The sequence below is a fragment of the Ensifer canadensis genome, assembly GCF_017488845.2.
Lineage (GTDB): Bacteria > Pseudomonadota > Alphaproteobacteria > Rhizobiales > Rhizobiaceae > Ensifer > Ensifer canadensis.
Map to the genome: position 1 here is coordinate 139,108 of NZ_CP083373.1, position 22,845 is coordinate 161,952.

The following is a 22,845-nucleotide window of genomic DNA, read 5'->3' on the forward strand; positions in this document are numbered from 1 at the left end:
GCCTCAATGTCAACGGGAGTGTTTGCCTCGTCAGGTCAGGGAGCTCATGGCGTTGATCCATGCTGGAAGGCGATGATCGCCGCGGCAACTTCGTGTGGAGCTTCCTCAGCCATGTGATGGCCGCTGTCGATACTGCGACCAACGATACCTGGTGCCCAAGGTCGCCAGATCGAAAGTGGATCACCATACAATTCTTCCAGGTCATCGCGCTTCGACCACAAAAGACATGTCGGACACATGACCGTCTTTCCGGCTTCCCGGTCAGCAAGATCATGAGCCTTGTCGACACCAAGGCCTGCTCGGTAATCTTCGATCATCGTATGAATTACTTGCGGGTTTCGCGTTGCGACCAGATAGTCATTGAAAGCCTCCTTGCCCATGAACTGCGCCGAGCCACCGTACCAAGCGTCAGGGTCGGCACCAATCGCGCGTTCAGGTCGATGCGAAGTGCCGAAGAAGAACCAATGCCACCAGAGACGGGCAAATTTCTCGTTGGCGCGCTCCAACGCTTCGAGAATAGGAACGCCGTCCATCACAATCAGCCGTTCGACACGATCGGGAAAGTCCATGGCGGCACGAAAGGCTACATAGCTGCCGCGGTCATGGCCAGCTACGGCAAAGCGGTGGTGGCCGAGATATTCCATGAGTTCCATGCAATCGCTCGCTTTGGTGCGCTTCGAGGATCCGGCATGATCTGGCGTGTCCCTTGGCAAGTACGATTGGCCAAAACCTGGTAGATCCGGGCAAACAATAGTGAATTTCGAAGAAAGCTTGTTTGCGACCTGCCACCAGGTCATGTGTGTGCGTGGATGTCCGTGGAGCAGCACTAGGGGCGGACCAGAACCCCCGTGACGCACACGCAAGGTCCCATTCGACACGGTGATCATCTCAAGCGAAAAGTTCTCAAACACCGTCTCATCCATAAGTTCGTTTTCTGCAAAGCCGCTGTTGGGCCGCATGCGGCTGCTTACCGCTCACGTCCGCTGACGGCCCTACAAATCGAGGAGCGCATAAGCTTTTCCGGTCGGTTTTTCGACGTGAGATGCGACATTGTAAACTGGCGCGCCTCCTGGGGTTTTACCAGAGTACTTTCCGCGATGGGCGTGACCGTGAACGACTGCAGAGACGGGAAATCGGTCGATGGTCTCAGCAAGGCGGGACGATCCGAGAAAGGGATAAATCTCAATTGGCTCGCCCTCCACTGTTTCAACGATGGGAGCATAGTGAAGCACGACCATCGCCCGCTCCGATCGGATCTGGCGAAGGGCGTTTTCGAGCCGCATCGACTCTTCAACGCTTTCGGCCACCATGGCTTTGATTGCGGGCTCGCCGAAAGAGCTTAGCATGAACCGACCAAACCCCCCTGCAAAGCCTTTGACCCCGGCGAAGCCGACGCCATTTAGGTCCACCGCTTGTCCTTCGAGAAGATGCATCCCCGAGCTTTTGATGATCGCCCTGACTTCCTCCACATGGCCACATTCATAGTCGTGATTTCCCAAAACGCCGACCACCGGAATGGAGCAGGATCGCAGATCGGCAACAAGAAGCTCAGCCTCGCGCGGTTTGCCGAGATCCGTAAGATCTCCGGTCAAGACGAGTATGTCGGCCTCCTGAGAGACCTCGCTGAACAACTCCTTATAAGACGGGGAGTCCTGCTCTTTCACATGCAGGTCACCCATCGCGGCTATGCGAACCTTGGCAGAGGTCAAGGTTCTATCGGCTTGGCTCATTTCCGTCACACCGCATCTCCTTGTGCTGTCTCGTCTTTCATATCCCGCAATTCCCCTTCTCCACCCACGTCAGCAAATCCCCATTCTTTGACATCGATTTCGAAGTCGACCCGGCTATACATCCTGCCCCGACAAACCTTCATTTGCGGCAGTGGCATCTTGCGCTGTGCACTCAATCGGTCGAGTAACTCTTCCAGCAACCATTCAGGAACCTTGTCGCGCTCGGTTGGATAAACCCAGCGAAAGTTCAGCAAATGGATAAGGAGAACCTCCCAGTGGACTTCCATGTGACTGAGAAGCCGATGCCAATCAATTTCATCGCTGGCGCGCAGGATCATGTGAACCACGTCGCCGCCGTCGTAGCGATGGCGGACCTGAATGAAGCATTTGGACCATATGAGTTCCGTAGGCGCTATGATCCGGATCTTGTGCCCGTTCATCTCAATCTGACGCGCGTTCTCAAACCATGAATCGCTGATAGGCATCGTGCCGTTTGAAGCTGCGAAGATGACGTCGAAGAAGTGTCGGCCCTTCCGGACCTTGCCTAGCCAACGGTCGTCCTCTACCTCGATCGTGTAGCCCTTGTCCCTGAAGTGAGCGAGGATTCGGGCGTAGTCTCCAGCCTTGCAGAAGATATCAAGATCCTTCGTCTGCCGGGTAATACCGGTATAGGCGCTCATCGCAAAGGTGCCGGCTAAGAGGAACGGGATCGAACAATTGGCAAGTTCCTGAACAGCTTCGGCCACGAACGCCTCCGCATCCGCATCGGCCATTGTCGGCGAGGCCTTCACCTCCATGCCGGGCATGGCCTCAACCGGGTGGGCGGCCGTTTCCGCTGGCGTATTCGCGCCAGCTTGGGGGTCATTGGGATCTGCGTTCATCAAAATCTCCCATCCCGTTCTCTTTGAATGAAACATTCAACAAAACCGGATGTTCCCCTCAATTCGCACGGCAGGGATGCCAAACTCATGCTACGGCCCTCAATGACTTGCAAGTGAAGGCTGCCTGCCCGTGGCCAAAGACATTCGCAGCGTCGGTGAACATCCCCTCCAAGACCTAGAACTCGTGTCTGGTATTGCTTCAGCATTCTGCTGCCAACAATCAATTGCGAACGCACTCGCTGGTTCCCTCATCAAACTGAGACAGTTTTTCGTTCGATGGAGGAACTTTGACCCCGCCCCGACGTTCGGCCCTCGTCATCCCTCGAACGCGATCGGAGCTGTGATGCTTACGGGAGAAACCCTCGATCCCTTTCAAGACACCCACGAGGACATCTGTTTAGTTGAAAAGAACGTCTTGAGGGATCGGCCAAGAACAGCGCACCCCGCCCTGGCTGAGAACCGCAGGGGAAGTTTCCTCCAGCACCGCGGCAAAACTGAAGGCCGGGTGGAACTCCTGGTCGAGATCTTTGGCAAGCCGGCGCGCTACAACCTTCTGATCTCAGAGGCGGCACGGTCAAAGCTCGGCGATCGATCGGCCAATCCAAGAGGCTTCCGCAAGAAAACAAGCTAGTTACAACGGGGCCGACACTTCCCTCGGAAACGACCCCTTGCTTCTGATCGCCAGCAACAATCCAAACCCGAGTTTTCCAGGAGCTATCCAATGGCAAAGAAGACGACAAGCGTTCCGTCAGCACAACAAGCGACAATCGCAGAAATACACGATCAAAAACTGCGACGCGGCCAGGGCGGCGAACTTCACCAGATCGCTGAAAACGACACACCCGTCCTTACGACCGCTCAAGGCGGCCCGGTCGCTGACGACCAAAATACGCTGCGGGTCGGCGCACGCGGACCAGCGCTGATCGAAGACTTCCATTTCCGCGAGAAGATTTTCCACTTCGACCATGAACGAATTCCCGAGCGCGTCGTGCACGCCCGCGGCTATGGCGCCCACGGATTTTTTGAAACATACGAATCTCTCGCGGCTTACACTAGAGCAGATCTGTTCCAGCGACCCGGTGAGAAGACGCCCGCCTTTGTTCGCTTTTCAACGGTCGCCGGCAACAAAGGCTCGGCTGACCTCGCGCGTGACGTTCGCGGTTTCGCGGTCAAGCTATACACTCAGGAAGGGAACTGGGACCTCGTTGGCAACAATATTCCAGTGTTCTTCATTCAGGACGCGATCAAGTTTCCTGATGTGATCCATGCTGCCAAGCAGGAGCCGGACAGAGCATTTCCGCAGGCTCAAACCGCACACGATAATTTCTGGGACTTTATTAGCCTAACACCGGAAAGCATGCACATGGTCATGTGGGTCATGTCTGATCGTGCTATCCCGCGCTCATTCCGTTTCATGGAAGGCTTCGGAGTCCATACGTTCCGTTTGATCAATGCCAAGGACGAGTCCACGTTCGTCAAGTTTCACTGGAAACCCAAGCTGGGATTGCAGTCGGTCGCCTGGAACGAAGCCGTCAAGATCAACGGCGCTGATCCGGACTTTCACCGTCGGGATCTTTGGCAATCGATCAAGTCGGGGAATTTTCCCGAATGGGAGCTGAGTGTTCAGCTTTTCGATCAGGAGTTCGCCGACCGCTTCGATTTCGATGTGCTTGATCCGACAAAGATCATTCCGGAGGAGATCCTTCCCGTCAAGGCGATCGGTCGCCTCGTGCTTGATAGAATGCCCGATAACTTCTTCGCGGAAACCGAGCAGGTAGCGTTCATGACGCAGAACGTTCCGCCAGGCATCGACTTCAGTAACGATCCGCTGTTGCAAGGCCGGAACTTCTCCTACCTTGATACGCAGTTGAAGCGACTTGGCAGCACGAACTTCACGCACCTGCCGATCAATGCTCCAAAGTGTCCCTTTGCCCATTTCCAACAGGACGGGCATATGGCCATGCGCAATCCCGTGGGGCGGACGAACTACCAGCCCAATTCTCACGGGGAGGGACCGAGGGAGTCTCCGCTGCGTGGATATCGGCATTTCCCTGCCGAAGAGCAAGGCCAAAAAGTTCGCCTTCGCGCTGAAAGCTTTGCTGACCACTACAGCCAGGCCCGGCAATTCTACATCAGCCAGACCCCGCCGGAGCAGCGGCATATTGCAATGGCGCTGACATTCGAGCTCAGTAAGGTCGAAACACCCGTCATTCGCGAGCGCATGGTGGCTCATCTTCTCAATATCGATGAGACCCTTGCGACCACCGTTGCCGAAAAACTAGGTCTTCAGACCATGCCAAAGCCCGCCGACGCAGCTGTGCCGACCCGCCAGGATCTGCCGCCGTCGCCCGCGTTGAGTATTATAGAACGCGGGCCGAAACGTTTTGAAGGCCGCAAGCTGGGCATTCTTGTATCCGATGGCGTTAACGCCAAGCTCTTGAAGGAACTGACCGGGGCAATCATTGAGGAGAAAGCAACGGTCGAACTGATCGCTCCAAAGGTCGGTGGGGTCACTGCATCCGACGGTACGTGGGTCGAAGCCCACCATATGATCGATGGCGGCCCATCAGTTCTGTTTGATGCTGTCGCCCTTTTGACTTCAGAAGCCGCGATGGATGACTTGCTGAGAGAGGCAACGGTTCGCGATTTTGTCGCCGATGCGTTTCAGCACTGCAAGTTCATCGGCTACGATCAATCTGCTCTCCCTCTGCTGGAAAAAGCGGGCATCGCCGAAGCGGTCGATGAAGGCGTTATTGCCCTTCCTGGCGACGAAGGGCTTCCAAGCTTTGTATCAGAGCTCGGCAAGCTTCGCGTGTGGGGACGTGAGCCATCGATAAAGCTCGGCAAAGCCTCTTCGCCGCCAATCAAATAGGAGCACGCACCGGCACGGCTGTGAAGCCGTGCCGGTTAATGCTCGGTGACCTCCTGCGGTGTTTTGATCGCCGCACCGTTGCTCATGTCTCCATATAATCCTGCGCAACGCCATGCGTTAGGCAAACCCTTCCCAATCACTGCGGCAGGTTCCGGAAGAAGCCACTGGCTAGATTGCGTCGCGGAAAGCGCCGCGAAGGCGACGTTGTCGGCGACGCGACGCCCTTTCAAATCCGGAACATGATAATCATTGCCGTCTCGCTCAATAAGGCGAGACACACGCCTGCCGCGGGCCATAGTAGGGCTGGAACGTGTTGTCGTAGGCCCTGTAGGAGCGGTATCGTCCATAGCACCAACGCGTATGTGCATTTCCGCCGTAATAGACTTGGCGTTGGTAACGCGGCGCATAATAGCGCGGAGCGTAGTAGCTCCGGCCGTAATAGTTGCGTGGATAATAGCCTGGCCGGTAATATCTCGGTCCGTAGTATCCCGACCCGTAGTATCCCGGCCCATAGGGCTGATAATATCGGGGCTGCGCCAGGAGGCCCCCGATAACTGCGCCGGCGGCAAGCCCACCTAGTGCCCAGGCCCACTCATCACCACCATTATTATGGTATCCACCATAGTACCCGCCGCCGCGATATCGTGCGGATTGAACCAATTGCGCTTGCCCCGCGTCGATCTTCGGCGTCGCTATTGTGGGAAACGCCATGGCAGGCGTAATGCCTGTAACTATCATCACCAGCGACAGGGAAACGATTGCAAACCTTTTCATTGGCTTACCCTTCCTTTGCGGCGCAGAGCGTCGAAGTCGGCGCGTCACCCGCAGCCTTTTTTAAGGACGCATAATTTTACACCAAAATCGCTTTTTACAGGCGAAATTCTGCGTAACCGGGGGAGCAGCTTTATTCCAAAGGTTATGTTGAGATGCGCCCTATGCGAAGCCTGGTGTCGTGTCAGCTTCCCTGCCTGGTCTGCGATCGTAACATCGCCCCTGCCAGCATTTAAGGCAACGGCCGCCCATGCCTAATCAGGGATTGGACAAATTGCCGTCCGGCTGCATTCTGCTGTCCATCCGCCCGATCACTTCATCATCGCAGGCGACAATTGAGCCCGCCGGAGATCGACGAGGAGCCAGACGCGGGACTGGCCAAATCGCATAGGCTGTTGGGCTCGGGCTCACGACCGGTCAAAACGCTCCAGCATTTTTCTGAGGTGGAGATTCTGCAGATGGAGCTTTTCGGCCAACAGGGTTCTCAGTTGCTGAATTTCGTCGTCCAAATCCGCCACTTCCTCGAAAAATGCTTCCCGGGTTGATAACTGTGCGCCGGGATCCGTGTTCGCTTTCGAAGGGAACTTCCTAACGTTCCCGGTTCCGGACTTCTTAGCGCGCGCTTGAATTTGTGGCGCCTTAGGAGATTGCTTGCTTTTAGGCAACGAGGCTGACTCTTTTGGAGGCAGTTCGCCAATTCGCTGATTTTCAGGCGTAGGTGCCTCTTCAACGGCGGCGTCTGTAGAGACGGCTTGGGCGTTATCATCCTGGTGTTCGGTCAGATCCGAAGATGCAGCCTCCTTGAGTTCATCCGATCCATTCTCACGATCCTGAAATGCACCGGTTGGATCCGTTGAACTCAACTGAGCGCCGCGGACTTGTTGTTCTTGCGTGTCATTTGCTTGACTGGCGGCGTCGTGCTCATTCGAAATCTCGCGTGGTTCTGCCGACCGTCCCCGCGATGTCAGTCGAGCAAATAGGTTCCATGGTGATTTCATCGATCGTCAGCCTCGAGCGATCCGAACTCTCACGTGAGCTCGGTGAATGTCTGTCCTACGAGGAATGTAGGGGCCAAGGTCGATCTCGCAACCGGCCCCTGCTGTGGGTTACGGTCAATCAAGTCCTAACCGCTTGCGCAGTTCCGAATTTTCCGCCCGCAGCTTGGTGGCCAGTTCCTTGCGGAGCCTTTTATTCTCTTCTTCAAGCTGGATGAGGTCGGCCATTTCATCGATCGCCGAGACGGACGACGAAGCCTTCGGTCCGTCGAGCTTCGACGCCTTCTTGCTTCCGGTCTTGAGGGCGGAAGTCGTCTTTTCAGCAACTTGCTTTTTGACGGGCGCAAGCTTCGCGACTCCGCCCTCGTCGGCGGGCTTCCTGCGCTCTCTCGGCGTCTTCGCAACCGTTGTGTTGCCTGTTGCTTCTGCAGTTGCTTTCGTGCGCCGCGGCGCTCGCTGCTTTTTCGGTACCGGCGTCTTTGCCGGTGCGGCGGTCTCTACAGCTTCGATTGTGGTACCAGTATTGCTTTCATCAGCCATCAGTTTTCTCCCTCTGCTGCCAAGAATCGTTTTCCGCTGAGTGAAACGCGGAGTCAACCATGACGTTGTTGGATTGACATGAGGAAGATCGCGCGGGAACGCAGGTATGAATCGAGCCATTGTCATCGCCGGCCGCTGGTTGAGCCGAAGTGACGGCGGCTGGCCAAGGAAGATGAATGTGGTCGCGAAACCAAACGGGCGACACTGATGCTGCTCACTGGAACTTTTGGCAACAGAGGCGGTTGGCTTATCGAACAGGTCACCCAGGCGGCCCCCGCAAAGTAGCGTCCAGATGAGGCGACGACGATGCATCACGAAAATACCAGAACAGGATTCGGCCAAGCGCATTAATGATTGGAACACGCGGTATGACTTAGATGAATTCATCCGAGCTCATGGGCTTCAACCGCGAGCAGCACGCGAACTGTTCGAAAAGTTTGGGCCCTACAAAACTGATCTTGAGAGCAAGATTGCCGAACTTCGGGCGAACGGAAAAATCGACCGTAATCACTGAACACGGTCAACGGATGTCTGACGCGGCTGCGGGGTTGACCGGATCTGATATTCCACGCTCGCATCAACGCTGTTCTTATTCCGCCCGATTGGACGCCGCCATGATTTCGGCGAGCTTTTCAATCACCTGAGACGGATCGATTGGCTTGGCTAAAAGCGGAATCTGACCATACCGGCGGGGCAGATCCTCAAGTCCGTATCCTGTGGTGAAGACAAAAGGAATATGGTTGGCGCGCAGCAGGTCGGCGACCGAGAAGCTCAATTCACCCCCAAGGTTTAGGTCCAGCACGGCTCCGTCGAGCTTCGCACCGTTCTCGATGGCGGCCGTAGCCTGGCGAATGCCGGCAAAAGGGCCAACAACAGTCGCCCCTTGCAACTCCAGGGCGCACACGAGCTCCATGGCGATCATTGGTTCGTCTTCCACCACCAGCACGTGGCCTAACGCCGATGTCATGGCCTTTTTCTCTTCCTGTCAAAAGCTTAGACCAACATGACCGTCCCATGTTTCGGTGGCGATTAAATATTGCCAAATATAAGCTTCCGTCCTAACTCTAGTCCATAGGGGGACCGCGCATTCGGTCTAAAAGGAGCGGCCCTGTTGACGCGATTGGAGCCCAATTTTCCCGTGGTTGGCATTGGCGCCTCGGCGGGTGGGATTCCGGCGCTGGAGGGATTTTTTAGTGGCCTTCCGGAACGCTGTGGCATGGCGTTCGTCATCGTCACCCATCTCAACCCTGCGCTCGAAAGCCACCTTCATGAGATCATCGCGCGCTTCACTGACATGCAGGTGGTCCTCGCCTCTGGAGAAGTCAAAATCCGGCCGGATGTGGTCTACGTCATGCCGCAGAATGTGGTTCTAACGATTGAAAACGGCGTCCTTGCCAGCAAGAAACTTGACAATCACATCCGTGAACGCAAGCCAATCGATATATTTTTCGGCGCGCTCGCTAAGGATCAGGGAGAATATTCGGTCGGGGTTGTTCTCTCTGGCGGAGACGGCGACGGCACCCTCGGTGTAAAGGCGATCAAGGAATATGGTGGCCTTACGATGGCGCAGATTGCCGACGGCTCTGGTCCCCGCAATCCGGATATGCCGCAAAGCGCAATTTCGATCGGTCTGATCGATCTGGCATTGCCTGCCCAGGAGATGGGCGAAAAGCTCCTGGCTTTCGCACGGAGCTTCGACCTACTCTCGGATCTCGGCGACAATGACGAAGCGAAGAAGGCGAGTGATCTTAATCACGCTCGTAATCAGATCTATGCTATCCTGCGAAAGCAGACTAGCCACGACTTTTCGGGTTATAAGCCGAAGACCTTCCTAAGGCGCGTCAGGCGTCGAATGCAGGTCAGACAATTCGATACGATCGAAGCTTACGTGGGGTGTCTGGAACAGGATCCCGAAGAGGTTTTGCGGCTTTTCAGCGACCTGCTGATCAACGTCACAAACTTTTTCCGCGATGCTGACGCATTCGCCACCCTTGCCAAAACGATCATCCCTCAACTCTTTGCCGGCAAGTCAGCAGCCGATACCGTTCGGGTATGGGTGCCGGGCTGCGCTACCGGCGAGGAGGTTTACTCGATCGCGATCCTGATGCGCGAGTTTATGGAAAATATGGCGAGCGTGCCGCGAGTGCAGATATTCGCGACCGATATCGATGATCACGCACTGCAGATCGCGAGGACCGCGCGCTATCCAGAAGCGCTGCTCGAAGGCGTTTCGGAGGAACGGCGAAAGAAGTTCTTCAGCTCTGAAGGAGCAAGCTATATCGTTGCCGGTAGCGTGCGCGAACTGTGCATCTTCTCACCCCGTAGCGTTATCCGCGAGCCGCCTTTTTCGCGAATGGACCTCGTCTCGTGTCGCAACCTTCTCATCTACCTAGGATCTGAGGTTCAGAACCGTGTCATTCCGACGTTTCACTACGCATTGCGGCCTCAAGGATACCTGTTTCTCGGCACATCCGAGGGTATCGGCCAACATGGAGACCTCTTCACAACGATTGACAAGAAGAACCGCATTTTTCAAGCGCGCGGCCATGCAACGCCCTACCGACCTCAGATACTGGGGCGCGATGAGCAGTACACAATTCCCAACTTGGCAAAACTCGAAGCACGGGGACTTGGCGGTTCGCAGTTGCGGCAAGTGGTGGAAACACACGTGCTTGAGAGCTTCGCCCCGGCCCACGTCGTCGTCAATGCTGACGGTGATGTCGTTTACACCTCCGGCAAGACCGCTAAGTTTCTCGAAGTGCCTCAAGGCAGTCCAAGCCGCCAGCTCCTCAATATGGCTAAGCGGGATCTTCGCCTCGATTTGAGAGCGGCCTTGCGCGAGTGTACGTCGTCGCGAAATCGCGTGATCAAGGATAACCTTCTCGTCGACGCGGATGACGACCGTGTACAGCATGTGACGATTACAGTTGAGCCTTTGAACGGGCGAACGACCGGTGAACCGTTGTACATCGTTCTCTTCCATTCGGTTGGCCCGTTGCGGGCAGGCTCGGGGCCAGGGCGCGTACAGCGCGATGTCGACGGCACCGCCGAACTCGAGCGGGAGTTGCGCGAAACTCGCGAGCGTCTCCAGTCGACAATCGAGGAGTACGAGACCGCGCTTGAGGAACTCAAGTCGTCCAACGAGGAGCTCGTTTCCGTCAACGAGGAAGCTCAGTCGTCCAACGAGGAACTGGAGGCCTCGAAGGAAGAGATGCAGTCGCTGAACGAGGAGCTCAATACGATAAACGCCGAACTCAATGGAAAAGTGGAGGAGCTCGACCGGGCGAACAACGACCTTAGGAACCTGTTCGATGCAACCGAGATTGCCACTGTGTTCCTTGATCGAAACCTGGTGATCCGCAATTTTACACCGGCTGCATCCAAGTTCTTCAAGGTGCGGCCGGCGGATGTCGGACGACCGCTCACCGAATTGTCCAGCGAGATCCATTATCCGGACCTGAAAGCCCATATTTCCGAAGTTTTTTCCACCGGTGAAAGTCGCGACAATCATCTTTCGCGCGACAACCAGGGGAGACATTTCCTTGCGCGGCTCATACCCTATCGAGGTGAAAACAACAGGATTGACGGGGTTATTGTCACACTCATCGACGTCACAACTCTTGCGGAAGCCGAAGACCACCAGAAAGTTCTGATCTCGGAACTCAATCACCGGGTCAAGAATATGCTGGCGGTCACGATCAGCATTGCTGCCCAAACGATGGAATCTTCGTCATCACCGGAAGCATTCTACACAGCCTATGTCGGACGGCTGAAAGCCATGTCTCGCGCATACGCCCTGCTGTCGCGCGACAACTGGAAAGATGTATCCATCCTGGAGCTCGTCTCTCAAGAGCTCTCGCCCTTTGGCGGCGACCGGGTCACCCTGGACGGACGGGACATCAAACTCGATCCACAGCGCGGGCTTGCCTTGGGAATGGTCATCCACGAACTCGCGACGAATGCTGCCAAATATGGAGCGCTTACCAGTTCCGATGGCCGCGTGCTCGTTCACTGGAAAGCCGATGACAACCTTCTCACTTTGAAATGGATGGAGCGGAGAGGTCCCTCCATAACTGCACCCCCCAAGGACGGCTTTGGAATGAAGTTATTGCGGGGAGAAATCGGTTACCGGCTTGGAGGCGAGGTCGAAACAAAGTTCGAGCCCGAGGGTTTGACTGTTTTTCTGTCATTTCCCTTAAACTGAATGGTCAGCAAGCGTACCGCTCGCGCCTTTCCAGTCCGGCGAAGTAGAGGCCCGGCAGGCCGCGCACGCTGTCCGTGTGAACGGGCGGGCTTCGTCGAGCGCATCATGAAGTCTCACATAGCTGAAATCGCCCCTTGAATCTTGTGCCCCGTAAACGCTGTGTCGGCGTAGCCTTGCTGGGCACGGCAACTATGCGCCATTAAGAGGCATTGTGTTGTGCGACCTAACGTTATTTTCGCGGTCTATGCCGGAAAGCATCGACGAACGCCGAGAAGGCTGGCGAGTGATTTCGACGGCTCGGTAGCAAGTCCTCGATAACCGGCGCGTGGCGCATGACGTCGTTGCAGGTCAGCGACGCGAGCGGCGATCGGACAGAAATCCCCTATTCCGGCCAGGTTATCTCCTCCACTGGCGGAACGCTCTCCGTCCAGGCGATGAATCCGGACGCCTGCAGCGCAACCGACGCCCTACACGGCAAATGGCTACGAGGTCTATTATGGCCCGGTTGAAGTCGACGAGGCCAAAGAGACATTCGCCATCACCGTGGAATCGTCCCTCGTCCGCAATCTCATTGGCCAGCGCATGGAACGCAAGGTTCAAGGTTGACGCCGACCAACTGACGATCACGCCCGCTGATCCCAAGGAAGGCTGGCGCGTCACCTACGAGCGGCTCTGAACGCAAAATTCGGAACCTCCGGCGGTAGTTGCGGTTTGATAGTCATGATTTTGTTCCGGTTCAATTCGATGACCCATTGGTTACGCATTGTCAGCCTCGTTCTTGCATCTTTGGCCTTGGTGCCAGCGGGTGCGCACTTGTTTTCTCTCGCCAGCAAGATGCGCCTGTCGGGCGAAGATTATCTTGCTGCGCAACGCGCATACGATGGATGGAACCTCTTCGCGTTCATTGTCGTTGGCGCGATAGCTGCGCTCCTCTGGCTTTCGATGGCTCTCTATCGAGCGGGGGAACCGGCGATCCCCGCCATAGCCGCTCTTGCGTGCATTGTTGCTACGCAAGCCATATTCTGGACTTTTACCTTCCCGGCAAATCAGGCGACCGACAACTGGACTCTGCTTCCAGAAAACTGGACGCAGTTGCGCCGTGGATGGGAATATTCTCATGCAATCAGCGCGGTGTTTAATTTTTTTGCGGTGTGCCTTTTGGCCATCGGGAACGCAAAATAGGGTCAAGTCTGACGCGTAAGGTTGGAGCGCCTAGCATTATTTTGCGAAGGAGCCTGAATATGGCAAAGAAGAAGAAATGGTCGCAAAAGGTGACCGAAAACAGTGACGCACTGGACCTCAAGGAAGGAATTTTCAATCAACGGAGCGCCAAAAAAATAGCGGACTCGCTCAAGGAGTCGGCAGAGAGAAGCAACAGACGCAAATCAAGCCCGTTGCGTTCGGCCATGTCCATGCTGACCTTCTATATCAATCGCGCTGGCATCCTGCTTTCCAAAGGGCGCCGCCAGACCCTCGAAAAGGCAAAGGACGAATTGCGCAAGGATTTTGGCAAGGCACCGAAACATGGCAAATGAGTTGAGGATCAGACAACCGGAAACGCTTTTCTTAACGCCAAGCGACTGGGTACCCAATCATCCCTCTCTGCCCGTACTCTTCTACCGCAACATCCTCGCACCCGCGCCAACGGACTGCGCTCCTGTTTTCGAACGGCTTTTCTCGGACGCGGGATGGCAGGGGCTCTGGCGCAATGGAATTTTCTCCTACCAGCACTATCATGTCAGGGCACATGAGGTGCTCGGCATCGCTAAAGGCACGGCCGAGCTTTTGATCGGTGGACCGGGCGGCTCCGTTCTTCATGTCAGCGCTGGGGATTGCTTGGTTCTGCCTTCCGGCACTGGGCACATGTGCAACTCTGCCAGTGACGATTTCCTTGTCGTCGGCGCCTATCCTGCCGGCCAGCATGCCGATATCGAAACGGCTGCCGCAACGCCAGGCGATTTGAAAATCATCGCCACATTGCCCATTCCCCAAAGTGACCCGATCTACGGTCCGGGCGGTCCGCTGCGTGCCCTGTGGGGTGATCTGTAAAAGCGGCTTCGGTGGCCAAGATGCCGACGGCAACACCTGATGCTGCCTTTTCGTCCAGTGACAAATGCCGGGCTGCGGTTTGGCAGGATGTCGTGCCCAGGGCATTGGAGACGCCGTGACATTGTCCGCCGCTTTGCGTTCAAGCTCAAGCCGCGATGCAACTGATGAAACCATACCCAGGCCATTGTTTGCAGAAACTGCGCTCCATACGCCGGTTCACGAGAAGCGTTCCGTGCTCGGAACATTTCGCCATCGCCATTGTTGGAGGAACACACCCGAAAAGCCGCGAGGAAACCGATGCTTGTACGTGAAATGATGAATAGCCATCCTGATGTACACGGGCGTTCGGCAGACGCGCTGATGCGCTGCATAGAGGATTGCTACAGCTGCGCTCAAGTTTGCGCGAGTTGCGCAGATGCCTGCCTTGGCGAGACGAACGTCGGTGAACTCGTTCAGTGCATTAGGCTCAATCTCGACTGCGCCGACATCTGCGTTGCAACCGGGTCGGTTGCCACCCGCAGGACCGGCACCAACATGGATGTCGCCCACAATCTCGTTTCGACCTGTGCTGATGCCTGTCGGGCGTGCGCTGCGGAATGCGCGAAGCATGTTGAGATGCACGAGCATTGCCAAATTTGCGCCCGCGCGTGCGAAGCTTGCGCGCAAAGCTGCGGCGAAGCTCTCCCTCTGTTTCACTGAACGTGTCAGCCGCCCCTACGCACCCAGCCGGGTCGCTCTCGTCCTCGCGCTAGGTCTCACACAGGAGAACACAATGTCTGATTATCCCAAGCCTCCCTTTCCCGCCCAAAAACAGCCGATGCCTGGCCTCACGAGAAAGATGAATCCGGTTCCCGACCACGGGGAACAGTCATACAAGGGGTCGGGACGTCTCGCCGGCAAGATGGCCGTAATCACCGGGGCAGACAGCGGTATTGGACGCGCGGTGGCGATAGCATTTGCTCGTGAAGGTGCTGACATTCTGATCTCCTACCTCGAAGAAGACGAGGACGCCCGGGAGACAGCACAGCATGTCGAGGAGGCCGGCCGAAAGGCCGTTCTCGTCAAAGGCGACATTCAATCGGCCGACCACTGCCGGAACATCATCGACCGTGCCATCACCGATCTCGGCGGTATCGATATCCTTGTCAATAACGCCGCTCATCAGTCGACGTTTAAGGAGATAGGCGACATCCCCGACGAAGAATGGGAGCTGACTTTCAGGGTCAACATCCATGCAATGTTCTATCTATCCAAGGCAGCCGTCAAACACATGAAGGACGGTGCCGCGATCATCAACACCGCATCGGTTAACTCGGACATGCCTAATCCAACGCTGCTTGCCTACGCCACAACGAAGGGGGCAATTCAGAATTTTACCGCTGGACTTGCCCAAATGCTCGCCGAAAAGGGAATCCGTGTGAACGCGGTGGCACCCGGTCCGATCTGGACTCCGCTCATTCCATCGACCATGCCCGAGGAAGCCGTCTCAAGTTTCGGTAAGCAGGTTCCGATGAAACGCCCGGGGCAACCGGCCGAACTCGCCACCGCTTACGTCATGTTGGCCGATCCGCTCTCAAGCTATGTATCGGGCACCATGATCGGGGTGACCGGTGGCAAGCCGATCCTGTGAATGACTACACCGCAGATAAGGGAAGGAAATCTGGATATCGCAATGCAGTCAATTGCACCATCAATCGAAATCCGCTGACGGCAACGGCGAGCAAATAGGCGATTTTGCTCGGCACCTATTTTGATCCGAGCCGAGACGGACCATGCCTTGCCTCGGCACTCAGTCTGGAGCGGCATTGCTCCTACTGTGTCACCTGTTTTTCTCGGAACATTGTCGGGCCGAGCGGGTTCGAAGGGCACAAACCCGATCGATTAAACCTTACGGAGAGACCAAGCCGTGCCGCTTCGTTTCGTCCTTTTTCTCACGATGGTTTCCCTGGCAGCGACGCCAGCGTTAGGGGAAATGCACAGCAATGAGAACCCGGCAATGTCCGATCGATGCCGAATCTTCCCCGACGACGAAGCGCCGGATGCGAACGGGAGCAGTACCGACGAGGAGTCGATGTCTGAAACGCTAGAGGATTGCCAAGGCGTTCTCAAACCGCCACGGACCGGCGACAGCGAATTGATAGGGCCCGCTCCTGATATCGGCAAGACTCCGTTTATTCGTCCTCATGAGATCCCTGAGGATCAGAATGCGAAGTAATCAACCGGAAAATCGATTGGAAATGTCAGCGGAGTCGCCCGAATAGAAAGACCGCGAAGGTAAGGAGATTGGAAATGGTGTCGCGCGATCTGATTGGAGAACCGATGGAGGCCAAGGCAGTTGGTGCCATCATCGACGAATTGGAAAGGCAAGCGATGCAGCAGCCGCAAAAACTCACGGTTGTGCGCAAGGGCGACGGTGTCGACGTGCGGGGAGAGATCGACGTGGATGCTCTGGTCATGGTCCTTCTCGGATGTATGGCCGGAGGGCCGTAGCGAGCGAAGCTCGCTGATCTAATCCGAACTTTCGAACGCCACTCTCGGTAGTACTGGAACATTGCATCTTTGCGATAGTTGGGGTCGTGACCTACGCAATGTCGGTAACTAAAGGAGAGGGAAATGCCCAAGGGCGATAAGGATGAAGCCGCACCTAAGGACAAAAAACACGGCAAACATGGTGGAAATCGCAGCAGGGCGGCGAAAGACGCTGGGAAAAGCGAGAAAAGCAGTCAAGCAGCAGGCAAGGATCCCATCGTGGCGAGAGATAGCAGACGAGCCCCAAAGGGACAGCCTTGGTTTCCGTAATCCAACGCTGGGGCACCTCCGGTCGGTGCAGCCCAGCGAGGATCTTACGATGTTTGATTTTGACTACGCTCGGCAAATGATGGTCGAACGGCAATTGGCCAGGCGCGGCATCGATGACGCACGCGTACTCCAGGCAATGCAGGCGGTGCCGCGCGAAGACTTCATCGACGAGGGCTTCGAGGAATTCGCTTACGAGGATGTGCCGCTGCCGATCGGTGAAGGCCAGACGATTTCGCAACCCTATATAGTCGCCCGCATGGCCGAAGCTGCCAGACTGAAACCCGCGGACAATGTGTTGGAAGTTGGCGCCGGTTCCGGTTACGCAGCGGCCGTCCTCAGCCACATCGTGCGCCAAGTTTCGGCACTCGAACGGCATGCCTCGCTCGCAAAAAAAGCGGCCGATCGGATCTCTCGATTGGGCCGAGGAAACGTGCAAGTTCGCACCGGCGATGGCACGAGGGGATGGCCGGAAAAAGCCCCGTTCGATGCGATCCTTGTGTCGGCCGGTGGTCCGGCGGCACCGGTCGCACTCAAGGAACAACTGGAAATCGGGGGACGGCTGATTATTCCAATTGGGCGCCGAGAGCGATCGCAGCGATTGCTACGCATTACCCGACTTGCGAACAATCGATATAAGGAAGAAGACCTCGGTGGCGTCATGTTCGTGCCGCTGATCGGCGAACAAGGATGGAGTGAGCATCAGGGACAGGCGAGCGTACATCTGCGCAAGCATCTGCCCGATCTGATTGCCACTGCGGGAGAGGATCTCCCCAATATCGATGAACCGGGATTTGCTGATGTCTTGGAACGGTTCGCTGACCGGCGCGTGGTGCTCCTTGGCGAAGCAAGCCATGGCACCTCGGAATTCTATGCAGCGCGTTCGGCTATTACGAAAAGGCTTATCGAACAGCACGGCTTTACAATGATCGCAGTGGAAGCAGACTGGCCTGACGCTGCGGCGATCAACCGTTTCGTTCGTGGGCAGGAACAGGGGGATGCAGCGCCACCCTTCCTCCGCTTCCCGCGGTGGATGTGGCGGAACGCGGAGGTCGACAGCTTCGTCACCTGGCTGCGATCCCACAATGCCCACAAGCCTGCTGGCGAGCAGGCCGGTTTCTACGGACTGGACCTCTACAATATGGCCGGTTCGATCGCTGCCGTGCTTTCCTATCTCGATGAAGTCGACCCGGGGGCTGCTGCCGTGGCTCGTGAGCGATACGGTTGCCTGACGCCATGGCAGAATGCGCCCGATAGCTATGGCAGAGCCGTGCTGACCACTGGCTACCGCGATTGCGAGGACGAGGTGGTACGACAGTGCCGGGAGCTTCTGGGGTCGGAATTGAACAGATCGGGATCAGACGACCAGGCCCTGTTCGACGCCACGCAAAACGCCCGCCTCGTCGCATCTGCGGAAAAGTACTATCGCATCATGTACTATGGTGGTGCGCGCGCCTGGAACCTGCGCGACCGGCACATGTTCGAAACGCTCGACAACTTGCTGGGCCAGGATAGCGGCACTGACCGCAAAGTGGTCGTCTGGGCCCATAATTCCCACATCGGTGACGCCCGGCACACTGACATGGGCAAGACCAGAGGCGAGCTCAATCTTGGTCAATTGTGTCGCGAGAAATACGGTCCTGAAGCAGCGCTGATCGGTTTCGGTACCCACCACGGCACGGTTGCCGCCGCGACGGACTGGGATGGTGACATGGAGATAAAAACGGTTCGGCCGTCGCACGAGGATAGCTTCGAATATTGCTTCCATCTGTCGGGCAGAGATCGGGCTCTTATCGACTTTAGCAGACATCCAGAGGCTGCGGACGCCTTGTCCGTCGAGCGGTTGGAGCGCTTTATTGGCGTAATCTATCGGCCAGAGAGCGAATTGCTAAGCCACTACACCTATGCAGTGCTTTCAAAACAGTTCGACGCTTATGTCTGGTTCGATCAGACCAGTGCCGTAAGGACTCTGGCGGAAGAAGGAGCGACAGGCCGGGTGCCCGACACCTTCCCCTTTGGACTTTGAAGCGCCCGCCGCATCGCCATTCCCTGGGGGTCTCGGTCGGGCTCCTCGCCTCTTGAATTTGAGTGCAGGTCGTTCGGGGAACTCTGCCTCTCTTTGAGATCCGTCAACCCGTCAGGTAGGGCTATTGTTAGGAAGGAAGGGGCTTTGGACCCGATCTCAATTCATGTTCCGTCAGCGAGCCGCAACGCCACGCGCACCAGCGTCACGAAAGACCTGCTCGGCTTTGATGAGTTCTTCATTCGTAACATCAGCCGATACCTCGATCTCGCCATGAAGTGGGGCATCCGTCCGATTTTCGGTGCCGTGGGCACGATCGCCGCCTGATGGCGAGATCCCGGTGGTGTTGTCCTTTGCGGATGCCTGAACGAAGATATTGGCGCGCTCGACACCGCATTTCTGGACAAGATGTTCAATCGCGCGGTCTGCAGCCTCCCGGGTCTCGAATTTTGCCGAAATTGTTTTCACGCTATCGTCCGCCATAAACTGTCTCCTCATCAAGCTCGAGATTACGCCAGGAAGAGACGGGTCTATCCTCTCTTCTCCCTTGCGAAATTGCGGCGTTCCACGTCACCAACAACACGCCAACGGGCCTCGCGGTTCCGTTTAAGGGCCGCTGGCAAGCACTTTAGCCAACTTCGAGACAATGGCGCGCGCTCAGTCGACACCGCTGACCAGCTCGGCCCGGTCGACAAGCAGATCGCCTTCAATTGTTGCAGGGTGCCCTCGCTCCCGGCGTTTCCGGCATGGTTTAGGATGTTCAGAATGAGCGATGCCGGCCACCACAGCGAATGGCCGAACACAACTTCGATTCCCGATTCGATCAGCTACTCGATCAGCACCTCCGCCGCATTGACGAAGGTCGATGTGACGGTGGAGCAAAAGACCGAAATCACTCAGATTATCAAAGAAGAGAAGGTCGATCCGGTTGACGTCGACGTCGACCTTTCGGTGGGCGTGATCGTGCCGCAGACTGTCAAGGTAAAGCTGAAGCAACTACCGCCACGCATCGTCGAGATCGTGCCGGGATACGAGGGCTATCTATTCTTCGTTCTCGCAGATGGACGAATTGTTATTGTTGAACCGTCAACGCTTAAGATCGTTGTTATTTTGGCCTAGGACGCCTTAAGGGCGGGTGCGCGCCCGAGGTTGCAAGGCGGCCTGCAATGCCTTCGGCCATTTCTCAAACGTGCGCCGGTAGACGTCCATTCAATTTAGAATGCCCAGTCGCCTGCGGCCGGCACTCTCTTGGCAAGCAGCGCAAGCCAGGGCTCGACACGTCAGGCATGGGATCGAGAGACAGGCGGGGTTGATCTGGGTCCCGGGTTGGCGGGGTCGCCCGCTTATCACAACGTCGGTCACTGCGTTAAAGAGTCACCGGGACCTTGACGCGATTTTTGCGATTAAGCAGCCGTCACCTGTTGCGAAACAGCCGACGTCGAGACTACGGCCATGCAACATGAACACACCAGACAACAGCACCGGCGCTGGCGGGCGCCTTTCACGACATGCGGCTTGTCAAAACCTCGATCGAGGAAGAAAGCGCGTCTGGGAAACAGCCGGTCATTATAGATACGCTCGGAAAACTGCTGGATGACGGCTATCAGTTTAATCTCTGGTGCTTGGACTGCAGCCGCGGCGGGATCAGCTCGATCGAGCCGTTTGTGAAGAAGCTCGGGCGCGACCATCCGATCTACATCAGAGGCCACGCTAAGTGTGCCAAGTGCGGCCGCAAGAATGTCGAGGTGCGGATACAGGCGCCGGCTGGTGGCGTGCGCCCGGTTCAGGGATGACGCCGGTCGGCGCCAGAGATAATCGCCGTGGCGCTACTCGGTGCCAAGCATCGAGGGGTGCTCTCCGCCACCGCTCGAAGCGCCTGTCTACCCACAGATCTGCGAGTTGTGATGCCAGATTGTCTTGTTCCATATAGGCCCGAGTTTCAGAAGCGGAGTGCGTATACATGGCCAAGATGAACGAAACCTCGATGGCGCTTTCCCTGCAAATTGGTGAGCGTCTCAGAACAATCCGTCAAATGCGGGGGCTTTCCCAGGAGAAGGTGGCGGCATCGCTTGGCATAACGTTCCAGCAGATCCAGAAATATGAGCGCGGGGCGAACCGCCTCTCCGTTCCAACCTTGATTCAAATCTGCGAAGTCCTGAACGCCCACCCGATGGAAATCATCGGTGACTTTTCAATGGACGACAAGGCCGAGAGACCGAACGTGCTTGTCCAGCGGCTTGCTATTGCGGAAAGCAAACTCTCTCGGATGCAGAAAATTTTGGCCGAGCGGGATTGATGCGGGAACCTTTTTCCGGACACTCTGTTTAAGTTGTTCCCCGAACCTTGATTAGGCCCCTCTTCCCCGGGGCCTATTTTTTGCGCTCAAACACGTCGACATTGTCGGCCAGCTCGCGCAGCCCTTTGAACGATGGATGCCGTAGCTTCCTGTCGCTGGTGATCTCGGTATAGGTGACCTCGGCGACGAATACCGGCTCGCAGAACACGGCGTTCTTCCGCTTCAGCGCGACCGGCGGCACCTTCGCCGGCAAGGCTGCCAGCTGCTTGCGAAGGTCGCGGGCCATCTTGTCAGTAAAGCCGGTCCCAACGCCGCCGACATAAACCAGCTCGTCGCCTTCGCCAGCAGCAACCGCGAAATCGCGCTAGGCATCTCCTCTCGTATTCAAACCTTCGCGCTCCGATAATTGCTAGCGCCTTTCAGGTCCGGCCAATTCGAACGTTTGTCGTTCGGGTCGCACCATCGCCTCCGCCACCAGGTTCCGCGTTGCGAATTTGATCCGCCCAGCATAGATGTCGACCATCCGTTGGCGCCATTCATCTATTGAAGGCGCGACCCTCTTGCCGTAGGCAATTGCGCCCTCGCTCAAATGCCGAACGAGTTCGTCGTTTTCCATCAATGCCATTTTCTCGGCGAGTGAGTCGACGTTGCCACTCCGAAACATCAACCCTGCCTGGTTTTTCTCTATTTCTCTGGAGATCAACGCATTGCTGCTGGCAAGCACCGGAATGCCCGACATCATCGCCTCAGCGGCAACGAGGCCATAAGGCTCAGGCATTCGCGACGGCATAAGAAGATAGCGTGCCTTGGCCGCGAATGCCTTAACCTCGCAATCATCGAGCCATCCTGGGACATAGCAGTGGGGAAGTGCCTGCTGTATCTTTTGGAGCAGAGGCCCTTGACCTATCAAGGTTGCCGCTCTGCCCGTCAAGTTGAGCGCCTCGGCGAGCGCCCACACACCCTTTTCCACCGACATCCGGCCCAGAAACAGGGCGCGTTCATTTTTCCAGGCCGCAACCGGGAATTGGGTGAGTGGGGTCGACGGAGTGCGCAATGTCAGGAAATTTTGGAGGGGTCCGTCGGTCAGGTAGGGCTCCATGCCTTCATGTGCCAGAATGACGCCGACCCGGCCCCAGAACGCCTCTCCCGCTGCACACTGGGTCACCGATCGCGCAACTCGCCACAGTTTGTTTAGGTAATTGCGCTTGTCGCAGGAGCTGGAAAGGCAGCCGGCAGATAGCGGTTTTTCAGGACAGATCTCGCCCCTCCCATAGTGAACATAGGCCCCGTCGGGGCAACTCAGGAAGAAATCATGTGCAGTAACGATCACCTTGGCGTCACTACGCGCCAGCGCATGAAAAATCGAGGGGGACAGGATCTGCGACCAACCGTGAACATGAACGACCATGTCGCCTCCGGACTTGAGCAATCGGCGCAAGGCGCGGTAGGCGCGGCCGTTGAAATTCCTATCGAACACGTTTGCGAAGCGGACGCCGTCGCGCAAGGGGCGCTCGCCCAGCGCCTCGACCTCGACGCTCGGAAATCGCGAGCGAATGCCTGCGCCGTCGTCGCCGACCAGAACGGAACATTCGAGCCCTGCCTTAACGCCTGCCTCTATGCACTGGAGCGCAACCTTGGTCGCACCGCCCACAGCCACTGACACGTCGTTGACAACGATAAGTCGCATG

Annotated in this window: 22 protein-coding genes and 2 pseudogenes; 14 read left to right on the top strand and 10 right to left on the bottom strand. The window is 56.7% G+C overall.

Going from position 1 to position 22,845, the window contains the following annotated elements; genetic code table 11:
• Positions 1 to 44 precede the first annotated feature (44 nt).
• The 3 genes from J3R84_RS30255 to J3R84_RS30265 form a co-directional block, all read right to left on the bottom strand.
• The gene (locus J3R84_RS30255) at positions 45 to 911 is read right to left on the bottom strand and encodes an alpha/beta fold hydrolase (RefSeq protein WP_203529502.1); all 867 of its coding nucleotides are present in this window, start codon (positions 909 to 911) and stop codon (positions 45 to 47) included.
• A gap of 81 nt (positions 912 to 992) precedes the next feature.
• Entirely contained in the window at positions 993 to 1,730 is a 738-nt protein-coding gene (locus tag J3R84_RS30260) for a metallophosphoesterase family protein (RefSeq protein ID WP_057224964.1), read from the bottom strand.
• Between the two features lie 5 nt (positions 1,731 to 1,735).
• Positions 1,736 to 2,527 carry a nucleotidyltransferase family protein gene (locus J3R84_RS30265; protein WP_225906488.1) on the bottom strand — a complete coding sequence of 264 codons (792 nt, stop codon included), beginning with the start codon at positions 2,525 to 2,527 and terminating at the stop codon, positions 1,736 to 1,738.
• Between the two features lie 214 nt (positions 2,528 to 2,741).
• On the opposite strand from J3R84_RS30265, the gene J3R84_RS30270 reads away from it, so the two are divergent.
• Complete coding sequence (locus tag J3R84_RS30270; RefSeq protein ID WP_203529484.1) at positions 2,742 to 3,242, top strand: hypothetical protein; 501 nt, start codon at positions 2,742 to 2,744, stop codon at positions 3,240 to 3,242.
• Positions 3,243 to 3,332: 90 nt separating this feature from the next.
• A complete protein-coding gene (katE, locus tag J3R84_RS30275; RefSeq protein WP_057224834.1) occupies positions 3,333 to 5,483 on the top strand; it encodes a catalase in 2,151 nt (716 codons plus the stop codon).
• Between the two features lie 261 nt (positions 5,484 to 5,744).
• Here katE and J3R84_RS30280 read toward each other — a convergent pair whose 3' ends face one another.
• The 4 genes from J3R84_RS30280 to J3R84_RS30295 form a co-directional block, all read right to left on the bottom strand.
• Positions 5,745 to 6,257 carry a BA14K family protein gene (locus tag J3R84_RS30280; RefSeq protein ID WP_082571822.1) on the bottom strand — a complete coding sequence of 171 codons (513 nt, stop codon included), beginning with the start codon at positions 6,255 to 6,257 and terminating at the stop codon, positions 5,745 to 5,747.
• 404 nt (positions 6,258 to 6,661) lie between these two features.
• Positions 6,662 to 7,252 (bottom strand): hypothetical protein, encoded by a 591-nt coding sequence (locus tag J3R84_RS30285; RefSeq protein WP_203529485.1) that lies wholly within the window; start codon positions 7,250 to 7,252, stop codon positions 6,662 to 6,664.
• 114 nt (positions 7,253 to 7,366) lie between these two features.
• Complete coding sequence (locus tag J3R84_RS39145; RefSeq protein WP_203529504.1) at positions 7,367 to 7,789, bottom strand: SyrB-like regulator; 423 nt, start codon at positions 7,787 to 7,789, stop codon at positions 7,367 to 7,369.
• 589 nt (positions 7,790 to 8,378) lie between these two features.
• On the bottom strand, positions 8,379 to 8,756 hold the full coding sequence (locus J3R84_RS30295) for a response regulator (RefSeq protein WP_203529486.1): 378 nt from the start codon (positions 8,754 to 8,756) through the stop codon (positions 8,379 to 8,381).
• A gap of 144 nt (positions 8,757 to 8,900) precedes the next feature.
• On the opposite strand from J3R84_RS30295, the gene J3R84_RS30300 reads away from it, so the two are divergent.
• The 9 genes from J3R84_RS30300 to J3R84_RS30340 all read left to right on the top strand — a co-directional run bounded on the left by J3R84_RS30300 (position 8,901) and on the right by J3R84_RS30340 (position 18,864).
• Positions 8,901 to 11,993: a CheR family methyltransferase gene (locus tag J3R84_RS30300; protein WP_225906485.1), complete on the top strand. Its 3,093-nt coding sequence runs from the start codon at positions 8,901 to 8,903 to the stop codon at positions 11,991 to 11,993.
• A gap of 720 nt (positions 11,994 to 12,713) precedes the next feature.
• Complete coding sequence (locus tag J3R84_RS30305; RefSeq protein WP_225906486.1) at positions 12,714 to 13,175, top strand: hypothetical protein; 462 nt, start codon at positions 12,714 to 12,716, stop codon at positions 13,173 to 13,175.
• 59 nt (positions 13,176 to 13,234) lie between these two features.
• Positions 13,235 to 13,528, top strand: coding sequence for a DUF3175 domain-containing protein (locus tag J3R84_RS30310; protein WP_057224843.1), 294 nt, complete (start codon positions 13,235 to 13,237; stop codon positions 13,526 to 13,528).
• Positions 13,518 to 14,042 (top strand): cupin domain-containing protein, encoded by a 525-nt coding sequence (locus J3R84_RS30315; RefSeq protein ID WP_203529487.1) that lies wholly within the window; start codon positions 13,518 to 13,520, stop codon positions 14,040 to 14,042. The genes J3R84_RS30310 and J3R84_RS30315 overlap by 11 nt, the downstream gene beginning before the upstream one ends.
• 360 nt (positions 14,043 to 14,402) lie before the next feature.
• The gene (locus tag J3R84_RS39255; protein ID WP_475394539.1) at positions 14,403 to 14,741 is read left to right on the top strand and encodes a four-helix bundle copper-binding protein; all 339 of its coding nucleotides are present in this window, start codon (positions 14,403 to 14,405) and stop codon (positions 14,739 to 14,741) included.
• 73 nt (positions 14,742 to 14,814) lie between these two features.
• Complete coding sequence (locus J3R84_RS30325; protein WP_057224849.1) at positions 14,815 to 15,672, top strand: glucose 1-dehydrogenase; 858 nt, start codon at positions 14,815 to 14,817, stop codon at positions 15,670 to 15,672.
• Between the two features lie 276 nt (positions 15,673 to 15,948).
• Positions 15,949 to 16,257 carry a hypothetical protein gene (locus J3R84_RS30330; protein WP_203529489.1) on the top strand — a complete coding sequence of 103 codons (309 nt, stop codon included), beginning with the start codon at positions 15,949 to 15,951 and terminating at the stop codon, positions 16,255 to 16,257.
• A 74-nt stretch (positions 16,258 to 16,331) separates the two neighbouring features.
• On the top strand, positions 16,332 to 16,532 hold the full coding sequence (locus J3R84_RS30335) for a hypothetical protein (protein ID WP_203529490.1): 201 nt from the start codon (positions 16,332 to 16,334) through the stop codon (positions 16,530 to 16,532).
• Positions 16,533 to 16,890: 358 nt separating this feature from the next.
• Positions 16,891 to 18,864, top strand: a complete 1,974-nt coding sequence (locus J3R84_RS30340) for a protein-L-isoaspartate(D-aspartate) O-methyltransferase (protein WP_203529505.1) — start codon at positions 16,891 to 16,893, stop codon at positions 18,862 to 18,864.
• 171 nt (positions 18,865 to 19,035) lie between these two features.
• On the opposite strand, the gene J3R84_RS30345 is transcribed toward J3R84_RS30340, so the two are convergent.
• On the bottom strand, positions 19,036 to 19,344 hold the full coding sequence (locus J3R84_RS30345) for a hypothetical protein (protein ID WP_171521233.1): 309 nt from the start codon (positions 19,342 to 19,344) through the stop codon (positions 19,036 to 19,038).
• 375 nt (positions 19,345 to 19,719) lie between these two features.
• On the opposite strand from J3R84_RS30345, the pseudogene J3R84_RS30350 reads away from it, so the two are divergent.
• From J3R84_RS30350 to J3R84_RS30360, 3 genes and pseudogenes are all read left to right on the top strand, one after another.
• A pseudogene (locus tag J3R84_RS30350) lies at positions 19,720 to 19,980 on the top strand (DUF1236 domain-containing protein); the annotation flags it as partial.
• 389 nt (positions 19,981 to 20,369) lie between these two features.
• Positions 20,370 to 20,654 (top strand): hypothetical protein, encoded by a 285-nt coding sequence (locus J3R84_RS30355; RefSeq protein WP_057224858.1) that lies wholly within the window; start codon positions 20,370 to 20,372, stop codon positions 20,652 to 20,654.
• Between the two features lie 167 nt (positions 20,655 to 20,821).
• The gene (locus J3R84_RS30360; protein ID WP_225968581.1) at positions 20,822 to 21,157 is read left to right on the top strand and encodes a helix-turn-helix domain-containing protein; all 336 of its coding nucleotides are present in this window, start codon (positions 20,822 to 20,824) and stop codon (positions 21,155 to 21,157) included.
• Positions 21,158 to 21,230: 73 nt separating this feature from the next.
• Here the strand turns inward: J3R84_RS30360 and J3R84_RS30365 are convergent.
• Together J3R84_RS30365 and J3R84_RS30370 are read right to left on the bottom strand one after the other, a co-directional pair.
• A pseudogene (locus tag J3R84_RS30365) lies at positions 21,231 to 21,503 on the bottom strand (ATP dependent DNA ligase); the annotation flags it as partial.
• A gap of 63 nt (positions 21,504 to 21,566) precedes the next feature.
• Positions 21,567 to 22,844 (bottom strand): glycosyltransferase, encoded by a 1,278-nt coding sequence (locus J3R84_RS30370; protein WP_203530144.1) that lies wholly within the window; start codon positions 22,842 to 22,844, stop codon positions 21,567 to 21,569.
• Position 22,845 lies beyond the last annotated feature (1 nt).